This is a genomic window from Pectobacterium peruviense, from assembly GCF_003312355.2.
Taxonomy (GTDB): Bacteria; Pseudomonadota; Gammaproteobacteria; order Enterobacterales; family Enterobacteriaceae; genus Pectobacterium; species Pectobacterium peruviense.
The window spans coordinates 374,098-398,034 of sequence record NZ_CP161826.1 but is presented as its reverse complement, the minus strand read 5'-3'; the positions used below and the strand labels follow the sequence as shown (position 1 = coordinate 398,034).

Below are 23,937 nucleotides of genomic sequence, written 5' to 3'. Positions count from 1 at the left end.
CGAGATACCTTTTAAAACAACGTATTAGTTTCAGTATGGATGCACACGTGCACCGTCATTTCCGACGGTGCACGCCGCAATTACCTGCTACACACTTATTCCCCTCGCAGTGCCGTTGCCGGAGACTGACGATAAGACAGCATGGCCGGAATGGTGAGGACAACAGCGGCAACCAGCAACAGGAGCAGGACGAAGTGGATATCTTCCCATTCCAGCGTCACCGGCAGGACAAAACCGCTTTTCTCGCTCATCACCACAGCAATAGCCTGTGCAGCAAGGTAGCCCAGACCGACACCCACTAGCACGCCGACGCTCACCAGTGACATCAACCCGCTCCAAATCAGCGTAAAAATGCCGTAGCGCGGTGCGCCAAATGCACGAAGTGCACCGATCTGTTTCTGCCGCTGCCGCAGGTGGATAACCGCCACCATAGCAACAGCGACGCCCACCAATCCCTGCGTCCCTAGCGAGATGTAAGTCAGCAGTTCACGAATATCGCCCAGCATCGAATAGAGCTTCACCAAAACTTCACCGGGGAACACCGCCAGCGTCGTGTTGCTGCGATACAGCGAGCGCAGTTGATAAGCGCCAGCGATCGTTTTCGGTTTCACGACAATCGCAGGCAGTCCCGCCTGATGTTTGTGCTCATGTACTTCCGCATCACTATGATCGTCATCTTCAGTTGGATGGGCTTCATTGTGATGTTCATCGGCATGTTGGTCGCCTTCCGCATGTGCGGTTTCATCATGCGTATGCCCGTCATGTTCATCGTGATGCGCATCATCTGCATCATGCGGTGGATGGATCCCATGCACTCGCCACACGGCATTTACCGGCACCAGAATCGCTTTATCCCACGCACTGCCATCAGCAGGTAACACACCGACAACGGTATAGCTAACGTCATCGTGCGCGTGCGCCCCTTCCGTTCCCACCTGACCATGAATAGGGCTAAATTTACTCCCCACCGTCAGCCCCGTTTGCGCGCCGACTACCGCTTCAAAGCCGTCGTTGAACACGCGTCCGGCGGTGAGCTGTCGCTTGCCGTTATCCGTGACCAGAGGCGGCGTGGTGCCGATAATCGGCATCCCTTGATAGAAATCACCGAACGCGACTGGTGCCGCCCACGCCACCAGCGGGTTCTTCTCCAAATCCGTCAACACCTGCGCAGGAATCAACGTCAGCGCAGACGGTTGCAGGAACACGGACGACAGCACCAGTTGCGTTTCGCTTCCCGGCGCACCAATCACCAGATCAAAACGATCGGCCGCTTTGGCACTGCCCATGCGCAACGCTCTTTCCTGCAAACTCACCGAAATACTTAACGCTGTCGCCATCGCAATCAGCAATACCACAACCAGCACGCCCGGCCAGAGCCGACGCCAGTCTACCCAGATAAGACGCCATGGAATCATGCACGATCCTCCTGATACAGCGTGTCCGCCACGAGGCGTCCTTTTTCCAGTTGAATACAGCGCGACATCTGCGATGCCAAACGTGCATCGTGCGTGATAGCGACGAGCGTTGCACGGCTCTCGCGAGCCAGCGTCACCAGCAGATCAGCGATCTGCTCACCGCTCTGTGCGTCCAAGCTAGCCGTCGGTTCATCGGCGACGATGATATCTGGATTGCTCAGCAAGGCTCTCGCGACCGCAACCCGCTGCTTCTCGCCGCGTGATAACACCTCAACCGGACGTTTTCCCGTATCCAGTCCGACCTGCGCCAGCAAATCTCCCGCCCGCTGCCTGAGCGATGCAGGTATCCGCCAGTAGTGAAACTGCGCGGGCAACAAGACGTTCTCTATCGCAGTCAGGCCGGGGAAAAGGTGGAAATCCTGCATCACTAGCCCGATATGTTTTGCCCGCCAGCGGTCGCGTTCCGCTTCTTTCAACTGCCAGATATCCTGCTTTTCCCACTGCACCTGACCCGTACCGCTGTGATCCATGCCAGTGATGGCATTCACCAACGTGGTCTTACCGGAGCCAGAAGGCCCCATCACCGCCACCCGTTCGCCAGAACGAATCGACAGCGCGGGAATATCCAGCACGGCCTCTAATGTATCAGGGAAGGTCACACTCAGGTGTTGAATCAATAACTCAGCCATCAGCGCTCCTAAAGGGTATCGAACGTGGCTTCACGCAGTCGCAGCAGGCTGACAAAACCCGTTTCAGGATCGGTCCACGATCCATGATCCAGCACACCTTCCACCTCAATCATGGTGTTGTTCTGTACGAAGGTCTGACGTTTGGCGAGATAGACGACGACAATATCTTCGGGCCAGTCCGCATCAGACGAACAGAAGGGACAGAGCGCCATCGGCATTTTAGTTAATACAAAGAATTGTGACTCCGCCTTGAGCGGCGGTGCCATAAAGCCGTGCATCTTTACCCGTTTACCGGAGAGTGCTTTGACGTCATTGGAGAATTCCAGACCCAGCACGCCGTAAGAGGCATACAGCTTATCGAAGGAGAGTTCAGGCTGCGCGGCTTTCACTGGGGCGATACCACCTAGGAGGAGGAACACCAGCACCGCACGCAGCCAAGAGAATAAAAGCGAGGTTGCCCCCGCTTTGCTACATTTCGCATTATTCATAGCGTCGTAGGGTTACTTTTTGTCTTGCGGTTTCACCGCCAGTGCATCAACAATCACGCGGAACAGATCGGTGTTTTCCATGTAACCACGAATGCGCTCTGCACCCGGGCCGCTAGCCTGAATCACCATATCATCAACGGCATGAACGCCCGTGTCGGAAGAACGTGGCAGGATCCCTTCACGGAACACCGCACCCGGCACTTTCTCGTAGGCTTTGTTAGCAACGTATTCATCTTTTTCGTTCTTGATAGCAGGAACGAACTGACCATCCAGCTTCGGACGGAACGTTTCGTAATAGTCTGGGTAGTTGTTGAAGAACACCGCCAGACGTTTAGAGACGTTCAAATCATCCGGGTAGCCGTCTTTGTTGTCGTCTTTATAGTTCGGATAGCCTGCGTCTTCATACACGCCGACTTTCTCACGCATCTCAGTGCCTGGTTTGCTGTCATCGACTGTACCGATGATAGACAGACCGTGCGTATGGTCGCCCGTTACGATAATCATCGTATCTGGGTTTTTCTCCACGAACTTCTTGGCGATCGCGACAGACTGATCCAGCATGATGGTGTTAGTAAACGCACGTTCCCAATCCAGCGGGTGAGACGCTTTGTCGATCAGCGCAGATTCCACCATCAGGAAGAAGCCGTCTTTGTTTTTGGACAGCACATCCAGCGCCGCCTGCGTCATTTCAGTCAGGTCAGGCTGGTTGGGGAATTTCTTGGCTACGTCGTTTTTCAGGAAACGACGATCCATCACACCATCCATATTACCAGTGTGGAACAGCCCCAGCAGCTTGGTGGCCTGTGACGCGTTTTTCTTCAGTGAATCCGCATCGGTAACCAGTGAGTAACCCGCCTGCTGGAATTTCTCAACGTAGTTGGTTTCGTCTTTACGCTTTGAACCCGGCGTACTTTTCGGCAGGAAGTAGGCAGAACCGCCGCCCAACATGACCGTAGGCTGCACGTTGTAGAACATCTCGACGATTTCGGCTTTATCCGCGCGACGGCGAGTGTGAGAAACGACTGCGGCTGGCGTGGCATCCTGAAGCTCAGCATCGCTGACCACGCCGACAGACATCTTGGTAGAACGGGTCAGCAGTTCACCCAGTGTTTCTTGCTTCGGGTGATCCAGTGAATTTTTGCTACGGCTGACGTACACACCCAGCGCATTCACACCGGATTTGTGACCGGTCATGTAAGCACTCATGGTGTTGGCGCTGTCGGCCGCGATGGAATCAGTACTGGAAGTACCGCCAAACGCCATATATTGCAGGTCATCAATCGCCAGACGACCGTCCGCTTTCCCTTCCGTCACCCCTTTGGACAGGATGCGCGCGCCCGTGCGGTGCGCAACGGACAGGCCATCGCCGATGAACAGAATGACGTTCTTGGCTTTACGCGTACCAGACGCTGAATAGACGTCCCAGTTCACCTGGGTCTTTTTGCCTTTGGCTTCCGCTTCTACCACATACTTGCCAGCTTCTGGCAGGTTTACGTCTCGCAGCCAGATCGTGGAAACATTGCCGCCATCTTCACGCTCAACAAACGAGGCCGTTTTGCCCAGCACCTGCTGGTAATCTTTGCCGTTGATCAGAATGCGAATATCTTCCGGCTTGAGTACTTCATCAAACTCGACTTTAAAATCGAATTTCCCGCCCGCCAACATGGTGGCGCGGTCAATGGGATAAATGGCCTGAGCCTGCACCATTCCTGGCAGCGCAGCAGAAATCAGTAAAGGCAGTAACCAGCGAGCTTTCATTGTTATGTCCTTGGTTGCGTAGTTTAGCAGGACATAACGTAGTTACCTTTTTTTACAGTTTGATGAATTTCACCATAAATTATTGCATCTACATCTATTTTTAATAACAAACGCAATCTGGCCTTTACGTTTCAAAAGCATTCGCCCGACGCCATTTTCCTATTCCAGCATCTTCTCCTTCAACGGAAAGCGGCGGCGCACGACGACAAAGAACAGCGGCACGAAGAAGATGGCGAGGAAGGTGGCGGCGAGCATGCCGCCGATCACGCCCGTTCCTACCGCATGCTGACTGGCTGAGCCTGCACCGCTGCTGGTCGCCATCGGTAATACGCCGAAGATAAACGCCAGCGATGTCATCAAAATTGGTCGCAGCCGCTGGCGGGAAGCCTCCAGCGTGGCCTCAACCAGATCCTTCCCTTTCTGGTTCATCTCGTTGGCGAATTCTACAATCAGGATAGCGTTCTTCGCCGATAGCCCGACCACAGTCAGTAGCCCAACCTGAAAATAGACGTCATTTTCCAGACCGCGTGCCCAGGTCGCCACCAGCGCGCCAAGTACGCCCATCGGCACCACCAGCATGACGGAGAACGGCACCGTCCAACTTTCATACAGTGCAGCCAGACACAAGAACACCACCAGCAGTGAAATCGCATACAGCGCCGGAGCCTGCGCCCCGCTCAGACGTTCCTGCAAAGACATTCCCGTCCATTCCAACCCAAAACCTTCCGGTAGCTTCTCCACCAGCGATTCCATAATAGTCATCGCTGTACCGGTACTGACGCCCGGCGTCGCCTCGCCGACAATCTCCAGCGACGAATAGCCGTTGTAGCGTTCAAGGCGCGGCGATCCGGTTTCCCAGACGGTTTGTGCAAACGCGCTGAACGGCACCATACCGCCGCTGTTGTTACGCACATACCATTTACTGATGTCGTCCGGCAGCATGCGGAACTTCGCTGCCGCCTGCACGTAGACTTTCTTCACTCGGCCACGGTCAAGGAAGTCATTCACATAGGTCGACCCCCAGCCCGTTTTCAGCGTGCTGTTAATGTCGTCTATCGACACACCCAGCGCCTGTGCTTTGCGCTGATCGATATGAATCCGCAGTTGCGAACTGTCATCCAGACCGTTATGGCGCACACGCGTCAGTTCGCGGTTACCGTCAGCCATGTTCAGCAGTTGATCCCGCGCTTCCATCAGCGCATCGTGCCCCAGCCCAGCGCGATCCTGTAACCGCATAGCAAAACCCGCAGCGCTGCCCAAACCATTAATAGACGGTGGACTGCTGGCAAACACGCGTGCTTCCTTGATCTTGCGAAATTCTTTGGTGGCGCGTTCGATGACGGCAAACGAACTGCTCTCCGGCGTGGTGCGTTCGTTCCAGTCTTTAAGACTCACAAACAGCCGCGCCACGTTCTGCCCATTTCCGCCCGGCCCTGAGCCGATGGTGGAAAACACGGACGTCACGGTGTTCTTTTCCTGCGTGAGGTAATACTGCTCAATCTTGTTGACCACCTGTAAAGTCTGCTGTTGCGTCGCCCCAGGTGGGAGCTGTACCTGAGTCGTGAACACGCCCCGATCTTCCTGTGGCAAAAACGAGGTTGGCAGTCGGAAAAACAGGAAAGCCATAATCCCGATGATGCCCATATAAAGCAGCAGCCAGCGTCCGCTGTTTACCAATATCTTGCCAACGCCACGCTCATAGCCCAGCGACGTACGGGTAAAGCTCCGGTTAAACCAGCCGAAAAAGCCTTTGCGACCGTGGTGCTGGCCTTTGGCGAGCGGCTTGAGCAGCGTCGCGCACAGTGCGGGCGTCAGAATCATCGCCACCAGCACCGACAGAATCATTGATGTCACAATCGTGATGGAGAACTGACGGTAAATCGCCCCCGTGGTGCCGCCAAAGAAGGCCATCGGCACAAACACGGCGGACAGCACCAGCGCAATACCGACTAACGCTCCCTGCACCTGCCCCATCGATTTTCGCGTCGCTTCCCGCGGTGAGAGCCCCTCTTCGCTCATCACCCGCTCCACGTTTTCCACCACCACGATGGCGTCGTCCACCAGCAGGCCAATCGCCAGCACCATCGCGAACATCGTCAGCGTGTTCAGGCTAAAGCCGAAGGCATACAGCACGGCAAACGTACCGAGCAACACCACCGGTACTGCAATCGTGGGAATCAGCGTGGCGCGGAAATTCTGCAAGAACAGGTACATCACCAAAAAGACCAGCAGCACCGCTTCAAATAGCGTTTTCACCACATCAGTAATGGAGGCTTTAACAAAAGGGGACGTTTCGAAGGCAATTTTAGCTTCCAGCCCGTGGGGAAAGTAATGCGACAACTCTTCGATACGTTCTCTGACGCGCTTGTCAGTTTCCAGCTCATTCGCGCCAGATGCTAACTTAACGCCCAGCCCAGACGCTGCCTGACCGTTAAAGCGGCTGAGAAAATCATAGCGTTCGGCACCGAGCTCCACTTCCGCGACATTGCCCAGCGTGACGGCAGAGCCATCTTGATTGACGCGCAGCGTGATATCACGGAACTGTTGCGGCGTCTGTAGCAGAGATTGTGCGTTGATCGTGGCGTTAAGCGCCTGATTATCTACCGACGGTACGCCGCCGACTTGCCCTACCGAAACCTGACTATTTTGCGATTCGATAGCCCGCACCACGTCGCTGGTCGTCAGCGAGTAATCCATCAGTTTGGCCGGATCCAACCAGATGCGCATCGCATACTGCGATCCGTAGGAATCGACCTCGCCCACCCCACTGATGCGGCTGATCGGTTCCTGAATATTCGTCGCGACATAATCGGAGATATCCTGCTTGTCCATGCTGCCATCAGTAGAGACAAACGCGACCATCAGGATATTGGTGTCGCCAGTTTTACTTACGGTAACGCCCTGCTGCTGCACGTCCTGCGGCAGCTTGCGGGTAGCGGATTGAAGTTGGTTTTGCACCTGCTGACGGGCTTCATCGGGATCGGTGCCCGCTTCGAAGGTCAGCATGATTCGAGCCTGCCCGGTATTGCTGCTGTCCGAGGACATGTACATCAGGTTATCCAGCCCGGTCATGCTCTGCTCGATAACCTGCGTCACGGTATTTTCCAGCGTCTGTGCCGACGCGCCGGGGTAGCTAGCCGTGATCCTTACGCTGGGCGGAGCCAGATCGGGGTATTGTTCTAGCGGTAATGACTTGATCGCCAACATACCGCACAGGCTGAGAAGGATAGCCAGCACCCACGCAAAAATAGGACGGTCGACAAAAAAGTTCGCCATCTCTTCTACACTCCTCAGCCATATTTTAATGTGGCTGCTTCACGAGCAGCCTACTTATGTTCGATCAGAACAGGATTCACTAACCCCAGAGAAAAACCCTGCATGCAGGGTGCCAAATTACCTTAACTGCCAGCGTCGGCTAAATCGTGGAGAAATTGAGGAGAAAATGTAAATTATCGTCGGCTACGCCTGAGCGAACGCGATCACCTGCTCGGTAAAGGCATCCGGATGCGAGATAAACGGCGCATGCGCGGCCTTTGGCACCACCACCGACGTCGAATTCGGCCATTGGTCATCCAGCAATCCGGCGACCTTACGCGGCACCAGCCCGTCTAACGCACCATAGAGACGCAGGAGCGGCACGGACAAATCGACTAACGGCTGGCGTAAATCCGCTTCACGCAAGATTTCCAGTCCGCCATTCAACACGTCAACTGACGGCATCGGCTGTTCCAGCACCACACTTTTTAGCAGTCTTGCATCCTGCCGCGCGCTCTCCGTTCCCAGCGTTTGCAGTGCCAGAAACCGCTCGACCGTGCGCTGAAAATCTTCACTGAGCTGCTGCTGAAAGCCCTGTAATACGTCCGGCTTAATACCCGGCCAGCCATCCTGTGCGCTGAAACAGGGCGACGATGCCACGGTAATCAGCTTTTCCACCCGCGAAGGAGCGCTCAGCGCAATTTGACTGGCAACCAATCCACCCAGCGACCACCCCAGCCAGACAGCACGTTCCGGTGCCTGCGTCAGCACAATGTTCGCCATGTCACTCAGCGACATTGGCCCGAACTCCTGACTTCTACCATAGCCCGGCAGATCGACCAGATGCAGACGAAAATGCGGAGCGAGTCGCACAACCATGCTCTGCCATACTTGCGCATTCAATCCCCATCCGTGCAGCAACACAAGATCCGTATTTCCTGCGCCTTCGGTCTGCCAATACAACGATGCCATCAGTTATCTTCCTTCCTCAGGAAACCCCTTCACGCATACGAAGGGGTCAATATATTTCAGGGAAAAGCCCCTATTTAGGGGAAACCGTATTTAGGGAAAAATATGTTAACCATCGCAGCACGTTGCTGGCTATGTTTATTGCCGCTTCATCGCAGCCAGCAGGGAATTTGCTCGTACTGTCAGCGCCATTTTCCCCGCGTGCCCACCTGCTGCCCACGTTGTGGTTTGCCCGCAAGCGACACCACGCGTCAGTGCGGACGCTGCCTGCAAAACCCGCCGCCCTGGCAATCGATGACCTTTATCAGCGACTACGCACCGCCGTTCAACACACTGCTTAAGCATTTCAAGTTTAACGGTAAAACCGAGCTGGCAGCCGTACTCGCACGACAGCTGTTATTACGCTGGCAGATGACCTATCGCGAGCGAAAGCTCACTGGGCAAGTTCCCCTCTTCCGCCCTGACCGTCTGTTCACCGTTCCTTTGCACCGAAATCGCCAGTGGCATCGTGGTTTCAATCAGACCGAACTGCTCGCTCGCCCTCTCGCTCACTGGCTAAACTGCGCTTACGATCCACGCGAGTTGCAGCGCACGCGACGCACCCCCTTACAGCAAACGCTCAGCGCCAGCGCGCGGCGAAGAAATCTGCGAGGTGCATTTTCCTGTGACGTATCGCTGTCCGGACAGCAAGTGGTGTTACTGGATGACGTGGTCACGACGGGCAGTACCGCAGCCGAAATCAGCAGGCTATTGCTGGCTCAAGGCGCAGCGGGGGTTCAGGTCTGGTGTTTGTGCCGAACCTTGTAGTCGGGGGGAGGATGGGCGTATTATAACCGATAAGTGCAGTCAACTATCGAGCTTACTATTATGATCCGTATTACCGATGCTGCTCAGGAGCATTTCCTGAAACTGTTGGCAAAACAGGAAGAAGGCACACAGATTCGCGTATTTGTCATCAATCCAGGTACGCCAAACGCCGAGTGTGGTGTCTCTTACTGCCCGCCGGATGCCGTAGAAGCCAGCGATACCGTACTGAAGTTTGAAAAAATTTCCGCCTACGTGGACGAACTCAGCTCACCTTATCTGGAAGACGCTGAAATCGACTTCGTGACCGACCAATTAGGCTCTCAGCTCACGCTGAAAGCGCCGAACGCCAAAATGCGTAAAGTGGACGACGGTGCCCCGTTGATGGAACGCGTTGAGTATGTTCTGCAATCGCAGATCAACCCACAGCTGGCTGGCCACGGTGGCCGCGTGACGCTGATGGAAATTACTGATGATGGTTTGGCGATTCTGCAATTTGGCGGCGGCTGTAACGGCTGTTCTATGGTCGACGTAACGCTGAAAGAAGGGATCGAGAAAGAGCTGCTGGAAAAATTCCCTGAGCTGAAAGGCGTGAGAGACCTCACCGAACACCAGCGCGGCGAGCACTCTTACTATTAATGGCTTCCGCTACTGAGTTTTCCTGCTGATTTATTCTTCTTAATCCTCCCCAGTTCAGGGGAGGATTACTATTCCGCCGTGGTTAGCCTTTTAGCGGTACGCCGCGACGTAAGTCCATATCTCGAACTAGTCGTTCAAGGCAGCGGTCAGCGAAGATCGACTCCAGCGGACGCGTCAGCTTGCGTCGCCAGTTGGGGTATTCACGATTGGTGCCCGGTACATTAACCGGCGTCGCCATATCCAGCCAGTCTTCCAGTTGAAACCCAACGAGTGCACATGCACTATCCGCGACATAGCGGTGAACGCCACGGCTCAGCGGTGCGCCCATCGTCGTCAGCGCCGAATTGCGGCCGACGCGCTGCGGTAATAGTCCGAATTCGTGCAGCGCATTGAGTAGCCCCTGTTTCGCTTTCTCACGTTGCTGCATCTGCTCCTGCAACAATGTCTCCGTAGGATACAGCCCTAACTCGCGCCCAAGCGATAAATCCACCGTTTGCCAGTAGCCGCGTAGCGTCGGAAGATCATGAGTGGTGATGGTTGCCATCGCCTGACGTGGGTAGTCTTCAGGTGCGCGGAAGTGATTCTCTTCGTCCTTTTCAAAGAACAGCACCTTGTAGGAATAGATGCCGTAGTCATTCAGTTTGCTGACAATTTCCGGCGGCACCGTACCTAAATCCTCACCGATAATCAGGCAGCGATGGCGCTGGCTTTCCAGCGCCAGCACCGCCAGCAGATCGTCAACCGGATAGTGCACATAAGCTCCGCTGCTCGCCGACTCCGCTTTGGGGATCCACCATAGGCGCAAGAGCGCCATCACATGATCGATGCGCAATGCACCGCAGTGCGCCATGTTGCTGCGCAGTACGTCGATAAAAGGTTGATAGCCGCGAAGCTGCATCATCGTGGGGTTCATCGGCGCAAGCTGCCAATTTTGTCCCTGCGGCCCCAGTGGATCCGGCGGTGCACCGATAGAAGCATCGAGACAATATAGCTGTCGTTCGTCCCAGGTTTCCGCGCCGCCCTGTGCGACGCCAACGGCCAAATCGCGATACAGACCTAACGGCAGGCCAAGCTGCTTACTGTGCGCATAGCAGTCTGCTAATTGCTCATGCGCCACCCATTGCAGCCAGCTGTAGAACGTAATCTCATCGCTGTTATCACGGCGGAATGATTTCACGGTTTCACTGTGTACATCATGATAGCTGGCGGGCCACTGGTGCCAGTCCGCGTAGTTCTCGCCCTGTTTTTTCAGGTAGGCCTGCAATGCATCAAACGTCGCCTGAAGTTGCAGGCTTTGCCCGCCGCTGACGACAAACTGACGAAAAGCGCTAATGCGCGGATCCAGCAAACTACGGGTAGTAAAGTAGCGGAACGCCAGCCGCAAGGCCGTCAGCTTAAGTTGCGTAACGGGTTCATAATCAACCCAGCGACCCGCTCGCAGCGACGTAACCGCGCTTTGCGTATCCTCACGGCGCCACCATTCCTGCGCTTCACCGCTCTGCTGGAAATCATCGATCCGATTCACATCGATATAAATAATATTCAGCCAGTGTCGGGATGAAGGACTGTAAGGGCTCGCCGCTTCTGGCAGCGCGGGATACAGCGAGTGCAGTGGGTTCAGCCCCACAAAGGCACCGCCACGCCGGGCAATCTGTTCCACCAGTTGGCGCAGATCGCCAAAATCCCCCACGCCCCAGTTGTTCTGTGAACGCAAGGTGTAAAGTTGGACGGTAACGCCCCACCAGCGTTTTCCCTGCAGTAAGGCTTCGGGTTCATAGCAACGATGCGGCGCAACAATAATCCGGCAGCTCCAACGTTGGTCAGCCTGCGTCAGCGTTAGGTAGTGGTAGCCCAGCGGCAGCACACCCGGCAGAGCTAGCGTTGAGCCACCCGTTATCTGTCCTTGAATTTGACCGCCGTTCTCATACATCAGCGTCCAGAGGTATTCACCGTGGCCAGCAAGCTCGATGACCGCATCCCGGCCTTGCAAAAAGACACGAACAGGCGGCAAGGGCGCATTGCCGCTATCAGAAACGTCCATCATTGCCTGAATCTGATTTCTGATTGCGGCCGCAACAATGTGCTCTTTGCCATAGGCATCGGTATAGCTTTCCGCGATGCCTGTCTGTTGGCTTGCCAGTTTATCCACCTTGAACACCCTCTCCTTTTCCTAACGATGCGCCTGCCAAATGCGCGTCTGGTAATCATGAATCGCCCTGTCCGAACTGAACATCCCCATTCTGGCGGTATTCAGCACACAGCGGCGCGTCCATTCATCCGGCTCACGGTAAAGCGCATCAACACGCTGCTGCACCTCACAATACGGTGCAAAATCGGCCATTAACATATAGGGATCGCCCAGCTTCAGCAGGCTATCCAGCAGTGGGGCAAACGCTTCTTTATCCCCCTGACTAAACGCGCCGCTCGCCAGCTCGCTCAGTATTTCACGCAGCAGTGGCGTTGCAGCAAGGTAGTCAGACGGTTCGTAGCCCTGAGCCTGTAACGCTTTGACCTGTTCCACGGTGTGGCCGAAAATAAACAGATTGTCTTCACCGACCTGCTGCGCCATTTCTACATTCGCCCCGTCCAACGTACCGACGGTCAACGCCCCGTTCAGCGCCAGCTTCATATTGCCAGTACCGGACGCTTCTTTACCTGCCGTCGAAATCTGCTCAGACACATCGGCAGCAGGAATCATCCGTTCCGCCAGCGATACACGATAGTCCGCCGGGAAGATGACCTTTAGGCGATCGTTAACCCGGCGATCCTGATTAATGACCGCAGCGACCCGATTAATGGCATAAATGATGTTTTTCGCTAATACATAGCCCGGTGCCGCTTTGGCACCGAACAAAAAGACGTGCGGCACTATATCCAGATGCGGATTGTCACGCAATTGACGATATAGCGCGAGAATATGAAGTAGATTCAAATGCTGACGCTTGTATTCATGCAATCGCTTGATTTGCACGTCAAACAGCGCCTGTGGATCGACCACAATGTCGTACTGCTGGCGAAGGTAGGACGCCAGCTGCATTTTATTATCGGCCTTGATTTGTCGATAACGCTCACGAAAGCCAGCATCGTCAGCGTAAGGTTCTAGCCCTTGCAGCGCAGGCAAATCATTCACCCACGGCGTATGCAGCGTGTCGTCGATCAACGCAGACAGCGCCGGGTTACACTGCTTCAGCCAGCGGCGTGGCGTAATGCCGTTGGTCACATTGTGGAATTTGGTCGGCCACAGCTGGTGGTATTCAGGGAACAGATCTTTCACCACCAGTTCCGAGTGCAGTGCCGCCACACCGTTAACCGCAAAGCAGCTCACGACACACAAGTTCGCCATGCGAATCTGGCGCTGGTGGCGAATGGCAAGCCTCGCCCACACCAGCCGATCGCTAGGCCATTTGCGTTCAACCTGCGCCTTAAACTGTGTATCAATCTGCCGGATAATCGACAGGTGACGAGGAAGCAGGCGGCTAAACAGCCGTTCATCCCAGCGCTCAAGCGCTTCGGGCATCAGCGTATGGTTGGTATAGGCAAAAGTGCGTCCAGTTATCGACCACGCTTCATCCCACGACATCTGGTGTTCATCCAGCAACAGGCGCATCAATTCAGGGATCGCCAGCGTCGGGTGAGTGTCATTAAGTTGGATGACTTCATAGTCCGGCAACGCCGATAACGCCCGTCCCGCGTTAAGGTGACGGCGCAGGATGTCAGCTACCGAACAGGCGCAGTGGAAATATTGCTGCATCAGGCGCAAGCGTTTGCCCGCTGCATGATTGTCATTCGGATACAACACGCTGGTCAGGCTGGCGGCGGAAATACCCGCCTGCGCCGCGCGCAGATAGTGACCTTCATTGAATAAGGTTAAATCAAACGGGTCACGGTGCGTGGCACGCCACAGGCGCAGTGGCTGAGCGGCACCGTTGTGATAGCCAATCACGGGTAGATCACAGGCTTCGCCCCTGAAAACGGTATCCGGTAGCCAACGCAGGCTCCCGTCTGTTTGAGGTTGGAGACGCCCGCCGAACCCCACATCCACCGCCAGCTCTGCTCGCGGTAAAAGCCACGGATAAGTGTCACGTTGCCAGTCATCAGCCGTTTCCTGCTGCTGTTCTTGCGCAAAGTGCTGACGAAACAGGCCATATTGATAATTGAGGCCGTAACCCGTTGCTGGCTGCCCCACCGTCGCCATCGAGTCCAGAAAGCAGGATGCCAACCGACCTAATCCACCATTGCCTAAACCCGGATCGGTTTCCTGCTCCAGAATATCGCTCAGGTTCAGCCCTTGCTCGGCCAGCGCAGTGGCGACGGCGTCATACCATCCCAAATTCAGCATGTTGTTGCCCGTCAGACGGCCGGGCAGAAACTCCATCGACAGGTAGTTCACATGGCGCTGAGGTGTATTGGTATTAGAAGCAGGAGGCGTTGGCGACGCGGTGTGCGTCAGTAACTGCTCGGCCAGCGCAAGGCTAACGGCGCGCCAGCACTGCACCGGCGTCATCGCCTTTAGGGAAGTAACTCCACTGAGCCGCTGTTGACGAAGCAACGCGGCGGCAAACTGTGGTGCATCAAAGGCGATGGCAGAATGAATGGGAGAAGCAGGCTGCGTCAAAGCATCTGACTTTTTTGCAGCCACTGAACGTTTTGACAATCCTGACTTTTTTGAAGAACCAGACTGGTTTGAAGAATCTGACATCGTGCCTCCTCCTTTGTCCATCATGGAAAAGGCACATCGGACTCAACACAACTCCAACTGTACCTTATGTTGTTCAATGATTTTCAGTACGCTGGGTGGTGGTGACTGATCGGTAAAAAGATAGTCGATCAAATCCATGTTGCCCAAATTCACCATCGCATTACGGCCAAATTTGGAATGATCCGTTACCAGCATGACGCAGCGAGAATTTTCAATAATCGCCCGTTTTGTGCGCACTTCATGGTAATCAAACTCCAGTAATGACCCATCCATGTCAATACCACTGATGCCTAAAATACCGAAATCCAGACGGAACTGAGAGATAAAATCGAGCGTCGCCTCACCCATGATACCGCCATCACGGGTGCGCACTTCGCCACCGGCCAAAATCAGGCGAAAATCCTCTTTTGCTGTCAGCAGCGTTGCCACGTTCAGGTTGTTGGTGACCACACGCAGATCCTTATGCTGCATCAGCGCATAGGCCACCGCTTCAGGCGTGGTGCCAATATCGATAAACAAGGTAGCCCCGTCTGGAATCTGGCTCGCCACCCGACGGGCAATGCGCGCTTTTTCATCCGACCACATCATTTTACGGTCATGATAGGCCGTGTTCACTGAACTGGACGGTAAGGCCGCGCCACCGTGGTGACGATGGATTTTATTCTGTTCGGCCAGATCGTTCAGATCGCGGCGGATGGTCTGCGGACTCACCGCAAAATGATCCACCAGCTCTTCAGTACTGACATACCCCTGCCGACGCACCAGTTCAATAATGGCGTCATGCCGTTGTGTCTGCTTCACATTTATCCCCTAAGACGCCCCGATTTACCGGGGGTTTGTTTTATTATACGTGTCCCAAAAGGCCATCAATAGCCCGACAACCAGCCCAGCCACATGCGCCGCATTCGCGATCGACATGCCTAAAATATCGAAATATCCGGCGACCAGCCACAGTAAAGCGAAGGCCATCAGACTGCGCGGCATGGATAAATAACCGTCAGGCTCTCTTTCCCCTCGAAGCCAGACATACCCCATCAGGGCATAAACCACGCCGGACAGGCCACCAAAATAGGTGCCGCTAAACCAGGACTGCGCCCAGCCGCTGACCAGCGCAGAAACCAATGTAATGACCAGTAGCTTGCCGGTTCCCAACACTTTTTCAACCGGCCCACCCAGATACCACCACCACATCAGATTGAACAAAATGTGCAGCAGAGAAAAGTGCAACAAAGCATGACTGAACCAGCGCCACAGCTGTAGTTGCTGTCCTTCTGCCGGGAACGCGAGCCACGTCATCACGTTCTCATAGCCTGAAATCTGCATCAGGATGAACACCGCAATCGTCACGACCATCACGGATAGCGTCAGCGGCCCTGCTTTTTGCTTCAGCGTTTGTAGGTAAGAATAACGCTGGTATTGAATACCGGTATCCATCGATCCCGTTTGCCAGCTCGCCGCCAGATAGCGCGGGTTTGTTGGGTCGCGCAGAAAAACCTCCAGCGCTTCCTGAACCTTACTCAGTTGAGTTTCATCTTCCAGCCACAGTTCAGCTTCATGCCCTTGAGGCCGCATCTCCAGATGGACCTGCTGCGTACGCATGTAATCAACAAATGCCTGAGCCAGACGCGGGTTGGAGAGAGCGATAACGCGAATCATCATAGCGGAAAGCGCCAGTGGGTAGGTTGAGTTAGGAACATGATAATAAAGATTCTTTCATCGTCATGCGATCAGACTTACGCCTGTGTGTCTTGCGGGTAGCGATTTTGCCAGGCTTCAAAGCCACCATCGATGCTATACACCGAATCAAATCCTAGGCTAATCAGGTACTGTGCGGCATTGCGGCTGCTAATACCGTGGTAGCAAATCACCATGACCGGTGCTTCTAAGTCAGCTCCGCGCACAAAGTCAGACAGCGTTTCATTCGTCAGGTGCGTCGCGCCGGGAACATGGGCAACGGCAAAGCTCTGTGGGTCGCGAATATCAACGACAACGCCCCCTTCCTGCCAGCGGGAATGGGCTTGCTCAATACTAATAGCTTCAAATTGTTCCATCGAAAGTGACAACCTTGTTAATAATGGACAGGGTGTTAGTAACAACTGACGTCATTGTAACCCGCCTTCGGCGGCATAAAACCCATATGATTATAAGGTTATTTATAAAAACAGTGCGTCACTAACGTGAAGCGTGACGGCAATTCAGCCTAATAACCCTTATTTTAATGTGACAACTATCATCATATTGTTAGCTTCATCACGCATAAATGTTTTTATTTGGTTAACCATTAGCTGATTTGTTTGTTTTCGATTATTATAATGCTCGAAAACGAACATTTTGATTTATTCGAGGGTGGAGGAAGAAACGTGGAAACCAAAGATCTCATCGTTATCGGCGGCGGAATTAACGGGGCAGGCATCGCCGCAGATGCGGCTGGGCGAGGGCTATCAGTCCTGTTGTTGGAAGCGCAGGATCTTGCCTGTGCCACGTCCTCTGCCAGCTCTAAGCTGATTCACGGCGGCTTGCGCTACCTTGAGCACTATGAGTTTCGTTTAGTCAGCGAAGCGCTGTCTGAGCGCGAAACGCTGCTGAAAATGGCTCCGCACATTATTTTCCCCATGCGTTTTCGTTTGCCCCATCAGCCGCACCTGCGCCCGGCCTGGATGATTCGTATCGGCTTGTTCATGTATGACAACATCGGCAAACGCGTCAGCTTGCCTGCCAGTAAAGGACTGAAATTCGGTGCAGATTCCGTTCTTAAGCCTGAGCTAAAGCAGGGCTTTGAATATTCTGACTGCTGGGTAGACGATGCGCGTCTGGTGGTGTTAAACGCGCAGGAAGTAGCAAAACGTGGCGGAGAAGTCCGTACCCGCACCAAAGTCACCCGCGCTCGCCGTGAACAAGGCGTGTGGATTGTGGATGCCGTTGACTCACTGACCGGCGAAACCTTCACCTGGCGTGCTAAAGGTCTGGTGAACGCAACTGGCCCGTGGGTGAAAGAATTCTTTGATGATGGCTTGCAGCTGAAATCGCCTTACGGCATCCGTTTGATCAAAGGCAGCCACATCGTGGTGCCAAAAGTTCATAACCAGCCGCAGGCGTATATTCTGCAAAACAAAGATCACCGTATTGTGTTCGTGATCCCGTGGCAGGATGACTACTCGATCATCGGCACCACCGACGTGGAGTACAAAGGTAATCCGCACGATGTGAAGATCGATGACAACGAAGTCGGTTACCTGCTGGATGTATATAACGATCATTTCAAACAGCAGCTCACGCGTGACGATATCGTCTGGACCTACTCCGGCGTACGTCCGCTGTGTGATGACGAGTCCGATTCTCCACAGGCGATTACCCGCGATTACACGCTGTCAGTCGATGATGATAACGGTCAGGCTCCGCTGCTTTCCGTGTTTGGCGGCAAGCTGACGACGTACCGTAAGCTGGCAGAGCACGCGCTGGAAAAGCTGAACAAATACTATCCGCAGGCGGGTAAAGCCTGGACGAAAGGTGCGGTACTGCCGGGCGGTGATATCGCTGGCACGCGTGATGATTACGCCGCCGCGCTGCGTCGCCGCTTCAATCTGCCTGAATCACTGACACGCCGTTACAGCCGTACTTACGGTTCAAACAGCGAACTGATTCTGGCAAACGTGAAAGGTCTCAGCGATCTGGGTGAAGATTTCGGTCATGACCTGTATGAAGTTGAACTGCGCTATCTGGTCGAAAAAGAATGGGCCGTCACATTGGACGACGTCATCTGGCGCCGCACCAAACTGGGCATGCGCTTTGATGACGCGCAGAAACAGCGCATCGGCGACTGGTTAGCCAGCTACCGCCAACAGCAAATGGCAAAAGCGGGTTAATTAGCCCTTACCGCGCTCCTTTTACTTCAAATATAAAAGCGCCGTAGGTTTTGCCTACGGCGCTTTTTCATATCATCAACGCGCAATCACAACCGTATCGGTTTGATATTCCAAATATCTTCTGCATATTCGCCGATGGTGCGGTCAGACGAGAAATAGCCCATGCTGGCAATATTCTGGACAGCACAGCGCGCCCACTCGTCTTTGTTCTGATACAGCTCATCAACCCGATCCTGCGTATCCACATAGCTGCGATAGTCTGCCAATAGCTGGTAGTAATCGCCAAAATTCACCAGTGAATCAAACAGATCGCTGTAGCGTCGGCTATCATCAGGGCTGAAGACACCCGTGGTGATTTGCGTCAGCACACGGTGTAGCTCTTCATCCTGATCGTAATATTGCCGTGGGTTATAGCCGTTCTGGCGTAGCGCTTCGACCTGATCGGCCGTGTTGCCGAAGATAAACATATTCTCTTCGCCGATATGTTCCAGCATTTCGACATTCGCCCCATCCAACGTGCCGATCGTCAGCGCGCCGTTCAGTGCAAACTTCATGTTACTGGTCCCAGACGCTTCCGTTCCCGCCAGCGAGATCTGTTCAGAAAGATCCGCCGCCGGAATGATCAGCTGTGCCAGGCTCACGCTATAGTTAGGAATGAAGACGACTTTCAGCCGCTCGTGCAGTGTCAGATCGTTGTTGATCACCTTCGCAACGTCGTTGATCAAGTTAATAATGTGCTTCGCCATGTAATAGGCCGATGCCGCCTTGCCCGCAAAGATGACGACGCGCGATACACGCTCAACCTCTGGGTCATCCTTAATGCGGTTATAGAGTGTGATGACGTGTAACACGTTCAGCAGTTGCCGTTTGTATTCGTGAATACGCTTAATCTGCACATCAAACAGTGATTCTGGATTAACCACAATATTCAGATTTTCCGCCATATAGGTCGCTAAACGCACTTTGTTCTTTAGCTTCACCTTGCGGATTTTCTGCACAAATGCCGGATAATCGATGTGCTGTTTCAGTTCGCTCAATTGGCTCAGATCGGTACGCCAGGTCTGCCCAATGGTGTCATCCAGCAGCTTGGAGAGCGACGGGTTGGCCAGCGCCAGCCAGCGCCGCGGCGTCACACCGTTGGTTTTATTGCAGAACCGGTTAGGGAAGAGACGGGCGAAATCAGCAAACAGAGACTGCACCATCAGATCCGAATGCAGCTCCGATACGCCGTTCACCTTATGGCTGGCAACTACGGCCAGCCACGCCATGCGTATTTTACGCCCGTTGTTTTCATCAATGATGGAAACCCGCGCCAACAGCTCGTTGTCATCGGGGATTTCTTTCTGCACGTATTCCAGAAAATGCTCGTTAATTTCGAAAATCAATTGCAGATGGCGCGGCAGGATTTTACCCAGCATATCAACCGGCCAGGTTTCCAGCGCTTCCTGCATCAGCGTGTGGTTGGTGTAGGAGAAGACTTTCCTCACCACGGTCCACGCCTCTATCCATTTGAATTTATGCTCATCGATCAGCAAACGCATCAGCTCTGGGATAGCCAGTACTGGGTGAGTATCATTCAGGTGGATAGCAAATTTTTCCGCCAGATTGGCGTAGGTCTTATGCATCATCCAGTGCCGGTTGAGAATGTCCTGCACCGTGGCGGAAACCAGAAAGTATTCCTGACGCAGGCGCAGCTCGCGGCCAGAGTAGGTGGAATCATCGGGATACAGCACGCGCGACACGTTTTCCGAGTGGTTTTTATCTTCCACCGCAGCAAAATAGTCGCCCTGATTGAATTTACCCAGATTGATTTCGTTACTGGCCTGCGCACCCCATAGACGCAAGGTATTGGTGGCGTCGGTATCAAAACCGGGAATGATTTGGTCGTAGGCACAGGCGATAACCTCTTCCGTTTCCAGCCAGCGCATTTTGCTGCCTTCCTGCTGGATTCGACCGCCGAAGCGCACTTTGTATCGCGTGCTGTGACGCGGGAATTCCCACGCATTACCGTATTCCAACCAGTAATCCGGTGACTCCGCCTGTTTGCCATTAACAATGTTCTGTTTGAACATCCCGTATTCGTAGCGAATACCGTAGCCGCGCCCCGGCAGCGCCATCGTCGCCAGCGAATCAAGGAAGCAGGCCGCCAGACGCCCCAGACCACCGTTACCTAAGCCAGGGTCATTTTCTTCCTGTAGCAGATCGTCCAGTTCCAGCCCCATACCATCCAGCGCCGCTTTCAGATCATCATACAATCCCATCGCCAGCAGCGCGTTCGACAGCGTCCGCCCCAGCAAAAACTCCATCGACAGGTAATACACCTGCCGCACATCTTGCGAAAGTTGCGCGCGGTTCGATCGCAGCCAACGTTCTACCATCCGGTCGCGCACGGCCAGCAGCGTAGCGTTCAGCCAGTCATGTTTATTCGCAATCGAGGGATCTTTCCCCACGCTAAACATGAGCTTGTAAGCAATAGAGTGTTTCAGCGCTTCCACACTGAGCGTTGGTGAAGTATAGATAAACGGCGAGTTCATAATATTCATTCCCAAGTGAGTGTTACCCTACCCTGTCGTTTTCAGGTTGCACACGGATGACGGGCAGCGAGAAAGCTAGTGGGTATACAAGCGTTGATATAGCGCACTATAAGCCTGAGCAGAAACCTGCCAACCAAAGTCCATCGCCATCGCCTGACGCTGCACATAGCGCCATAGCGTAGGTCGGGACCACAACACGAACACACGACGAATCGCGCGGGATAGCGATCCCACACTGCAATCGTTAAAGACAAACCCGCTTGCCAGACCATCTGCCAGATTCTCTAGCGAACAGTCTGATACCGTATCTGCCAGCCCGCCTGTTCGGCGCACCAGTGGCAACGTGCCATATTTCAGGCCGTAGAGCTGCGTTAGCCCGCAGGGCTCAAATCGGCTGGGCACCATGATGACATCCGCCCCGCCAATGATGCGGTGCGAGAAGGCTTCGTGATAGCCAATCTGTACGCCAACCTGACCGTGATATTCCGCAGCGGCGGCTAAGAAACCTTCCTGCAAATCGGCATCCCCTGCACCCAGCACCACCAGTTGCCCACCCTGCTCCAGCAAATCCGGTATCGCACTTAACGCGATATCGAGCCCTTTCTGGCTGGTCAGGCGACTGACGATGGCAAAAATCGGTGCCTTTTCGTCTACCTTCAAGCCCATCGCCGTTTGCAGACGTCGTTTGTTTTCCGCTTTGTTTGCCAGCGCATCGCGGCTGTAGTGGCTGGTGAGTAAAGGATCGTGCTCCGGATTCCAAATCGTCTCGTCTACACCATTGAGGATACCGGACAGCCTCCCTTCCTCTTCACGCGCCTGTAGCAAGCCTTCCATACCGTAACCATAGGCTGGCAACGTGATTTCATGCGCGTAGGTCGGGCTCACGGTCGTAATATGGTCAGCGTAGAACAACCCCGCTTTGAGGTAGGAAATCTGGCCGTAAAACTCTAGCCCGTAGACCTGAAAGAAGTCGCTCGGCAAGTGGAGATTCTCCATATGTCGGGCATCAAACAACCCCTGATAGGCAAGGTTGTGAACAGTGAAGATCGATTTCGCCGGACGGTTACGCGCCGCCAGATAGGCACAGGTCAGCCCCGCGTGCCAATCATGGGCATGCACAATATCGGGCCGCCAATAGTGATCCAGCCCGCACGCCATTTCACATCCCATCCACCCCAGTAGCGCGAACCGCAGGTAGTTATCGGCATAAGCGTACAGCGCAGGGTCGTGATAAGGGCTGCCCGCGCGTTCATAGAGATCGGGCACATCAATCAAATAAATACCGACGCCGTTAAAATGGCCAAACAGCAAGGTCACGTGCCCGGCGAACGTATCCAGCTCACGCACGACCTGTAGGTTAGCGATGCCTTTTTTCAGATCGGGGAAGGCAGGCAAGATGACGCGGACATCCATCCCCGCCGCAATCTGCGCGCCGGGTAACGCACCAGCCACATCCGCCAGTCCACCGGTTTTTAATAGTGGAAATAGCTCTGAACAAACATGTAAGACCCGCATTATTACTCCCGTTTTGTTCCGATGGTGTTTATAGCTTTTCCAACATCGATCGCGTGACCAGTACGATCCCCTCTTCCGAACGGTAAAAACGGCGGCTATCCTCTTCCGCGTTTTCACCAATCACCATGCCTTCCGGCAAGTGGCAGGCGCGATCGATCACGCAACGGCGTAAACGACAGGAGCGCCCCACGTTGACATCCGGCAGGATCACCGTCGAATCTATGCTGCAAAACGAATTGACCCGCACACGCGGGAATAGCACCGAATGCGTGACAACCGAACCGGAGACAATGCAGCCCCCCGATACCAGCGAATTCATCGTCATGCCATGGCTGCCGGAACGATCCTGAACAAATTTGGCTGGCGGCAGCGATTCAATCGCGGAACGAATCGGCCAGTGCCGATCGTACACATCCAGCTCCGGCGTGACTGACGCCAGATCGAGATTGGCGCGCCAGTAAGCCTCTAGCGTGCCGACATCCCGCCAATACTGGTGTTCATCTTCACCCGACGTCACGCACGACAGGGTAAAAGGGTGCGCCCAGGCCAAACGCTGCGAAACAATCTTCGGGATCAGATCCTGACCGAAATCGTGGTTAGAGTCCGGCGCGTTGCGATCCCCCTCCAGCAATTGATAAAGATAGTCCGCATTAAAAACATAGATCCCCATGCTCGCGAGCGCCATATCCGGGTTATCCGGCATCGGTGTTGGGTTATCCGGTTTTTCGGAAAAATCGAGGATACGATGCTGTTTGTCCACGCTCATGACGCCAAAGGCGCTGGCTTCTTCCAGCGGCACGGGCAAGCAGGCGACCGTACATTCCGCCCCCTTTTCCACGTGATCAATCAGCATACGTGAGTAGTCCATCTTGTAGATGTGATCGCCCGCGAGGATCACCACATACTCCGCACGGTAGCGCCGGATAATGTCGAGATTCTGGCAAACTGCATCCGCCGTTCCCCGATACCAGTGATCGGTAGAATGGCGCTGCTGCGCGGGGAGTAAATCCACAAATTCATTCATCTCTGCATTCAAAAACGACCAGCCGCGCTGAATGTGCTGCACCAGCGTATGCGACTGATATTGCGTAATCACGCCAATGCGGCGGATGCCAGAGTTCAGGCAGTTAGAGAGCGCGAAATCAATAATGCGAAACTTGCCGCCAAAGTGGACGGCGGGCTTGGCACGCAGTGCCGTTAGCCCTTTCAGTCGCGTTCCACGGCCTCCGGCCAAAATTAATGCCACGGATTTTAAAGGGAGCTGTCTTGCCAACATCAGAGGGTCATGCTTGTCGTTGTTCACCATGGC

Annotated in this window: 17 protein-coding genes; 3 read left to right on the top strand and 14 right to left on the bottom strand. The window is 54.3% G+C overall.

Annotated elements, in window-relative coordinates:
• Positions 1–95 precede the first annotated feature (95 nt).
• From DUT67_RS01795 to bioH, 6 genes are all read right to left on the bottom strand, one after another.
• Complete coding sequence (locus tag DUT67_RS01795) at positions 96–1,415, bottom strand: FtsX-like permease family protein (protein ID WP_113632661.1); 1,320 nt, start codon at positions 1,413–1,415, stop codon at positions 96–98.
• On the bottom strand, positions 1,412–2,104 hold the full coding sequence (locus tag DUT67_RS01790; RefSeq protein ID WP_113632662.1) for an ABC transporter ATP-binding protein: 693 nt from the start codon (positions 2,102–2,104) through the stop codon (positions 1,412–1,414). The genes DUT67_RS01795 and DUT67_RS01790 overlap by 4 nt, the downstream gene beginning before the upstream one ends.
• Positions 2,105–2,112: 8 nt before the next feature.
• Positions 2,113–2,592 carry a hypothetical protein gene (locus DUT67_RS01785; protein ID WP_113632663.1) on the bottom strand — a complete coding sequence of 160 codons (480 nt, stop codon included), beginning with the start codon at positions 2,590–2,592 and terminating at the stop codon, positions 2,113–2,115.
• 12 nt (positions 2,593–2,604) lie between these two features.
• Positions 2,605–4,350 carry an alkaline phosphatase gene (locus tag DUT67_RS01780; RefSeq protein ID WP_113632664.1) on the bottom strand — a complete coding sequence of 582 codons (1,746 nt, stop codon included), beginning with the start codon at positions 4,348–4,350 and terminating at the stop codon, positions 2,605–2,607.
• A gap of 159 nt (positions 4,351–4,509) precedes the next feature.
• Positions 4,510–7,626, bottom strand: coding sequence for a multidrug efflux RND transporter permease AcrD (acrD, locus tag DUT67_RS01775; RefSeq protein WP_113632665.1), 3,117 nt, complete (start codon positions 7,624–7,626; stop codon positions 4,510–4,512).
• Between the two features lie 183 nt (positions 7,627–7,809).
• On the bottom strand, positions 7,810–8,577 hold the full coding sequence (bioH, locus tag DUT67_RS01770; RefSeq protein ID WP_113626953.1) for a pimeloyl-ACP methyl ester esterase BioH: 768 nt from the start codon (positions 8,575–8,577) through the stop codon (positions 7,810–7,812).
• A gap of 102 nt (positions 8,578–8,679) precedes the next feature.
• Between bioH and gntX the strand changes: the two genes are divergently transcribed.
• Positions 8,680–9,381: a DNA utilization protein GntX gene (gene gntX / locus DUT67_RS01765; protein WP_113626952.1), complete on the top strand. Its 702-nt coding sequence runs from the start codon at positions 8,680–8,682 to the stop codon at positions 9,379–9,381.
• A 60-nt stretch (positions 9,382–9,441) separates the two neighbouring features.
• Positions 9,442–10,017, top strand: coding sequence for a Fe-S biogenesis protein NfuA (gene nfuA / locus DUT67_RS01760; protein WP_048262834.1), 576 nt, complete (start codon positions 9,442–9,444; stop codon positions 10,015–10,017).
• 82 nt (positions 10,018–10,099) lie between these two features.
• Here nfuA and malQ read toward each other — a convergent pair whose 3' ends face one another.
• From malQ to glpE, 5 genes are all read right to left on the bottom strand, one after another.
• On the bottom strand, positions 10,100–12,175 hold the full coding sequence (gene malQ / locus DUT67_RS01755; RefSeq protein ID WP_048262836.1) for a 4-alpha-glucanotransferase: 2,076 nt from the start codon (positions 12,173–12,175) through the stop codon (positions 10,100–10,102).
• Between the two features lie 12 nt (positions 12,176–12,187).
• A complete protein-coding gene (gene malP / locus DUT67_RS01750; RefSeq protein ID WP_113626951.1) occupies positions 12,188–14,716 on the bottom strand; it encodes a maltodextrin phosphorylase in 2,529 nt (842 codons plus the stop codon).
• Between the two features lie 42 nt (positions 14,717–14,758).
• Complete coding sequence (locus DUT67_RS01745; protein WP_005969330.1) at positions 14,759–15,517, bottom strand: DeoR/GlpR family transcriptional regulator; 759 nt, start codon at positions 15,515–15,517, stop codon at positions 14,759–14,761.
• Between the two features lie 24 nt (positions 15,518–15,541).
• Positions 15,542–16,375 (bottom strand): rhomboid family intramembrane serine protease GlpG, encoded by an 834-nt coding sequence (glpG, locus tag DUT67_RS01740; RefSeq protein WP_113626950.1) that lies wholly within the window; start codon positions 16,373–16,375, stop codon positions 15,542–15,544.
• A 74-nt stretch (positions 16,376–16,449) separates the two neighbouring features.
• A complete protein-coding gene (glpE, locus tag DUT67_RS01735; protein WP_113626949.1) occupies positions 16,450–16,767 on the bottom strand; it encodes a thiosulfate sulfurtransferase GlpE in 318 nt (105 codons plus the stop codon).
• A gap of 309 nt (positions 16,768–17,076) precedes the next feature.
• Between glpE and glpD the strand changes: the two genes are divergently transcribed.
• The gene (glpD, locus tag DUT67_RS01730) at positions 17,077–18,579 is read left to right on the top strand and encodes a glycerol-3-phosphate dehydrogenase (protein ID WP_113626948.1); all 1,503 of its coding nucleotides are present in this window, start codon (positions 17,077–17,079) and stop codon (positions 18,577–18,579) included.
• Positions 18,580–18,665: 86 nt separating this feature from the next.
• Here the strand turns inward: glpD and glgP are convergent, their stop codons facing one another.
• From glgP to glgC, 3 genes are all read right to left on the bottom strand, one after another.
• Positions 18,666–21,113 (bottom strand): glycogen phosphorylase, encoded by a 2,448-nt coding sequence (gene glgP / locus DUT67_RS01725; RefSeq protein WP_113627012.1) that lies wholly within the window; start codon positions 21,111–21,113, stop codon positions 18,666–18,668.
• A gap of 75 nt (positions 21,114–21,188) precedes the next feature.
• Entirely contained in the window at positions 21,189–22,628 is a 1,440-nt protein-coding gene (glgA, locus tag DUT67_RS01720; protein WP_048262845.1) for a glycogen synthase GlgA, read from the bottom strand.
• Positions 22,629–22,656: 28 nt separating this feature from the next.
• Complete coding sequence (gene glgC / locus DUT67_RS01715; RefSeq protein ID WP_048262847.1) at positions 22,657–23,934, bottom strand: glucose-1-phosphate adenylyltransferase; 1,278 nt, start codon at positions 23,932–23,934, stop codon at positions 22,657–22,659.
• Between the last annotated feature and the right edge of the window lie 3 nt (positions 23,935–23,937).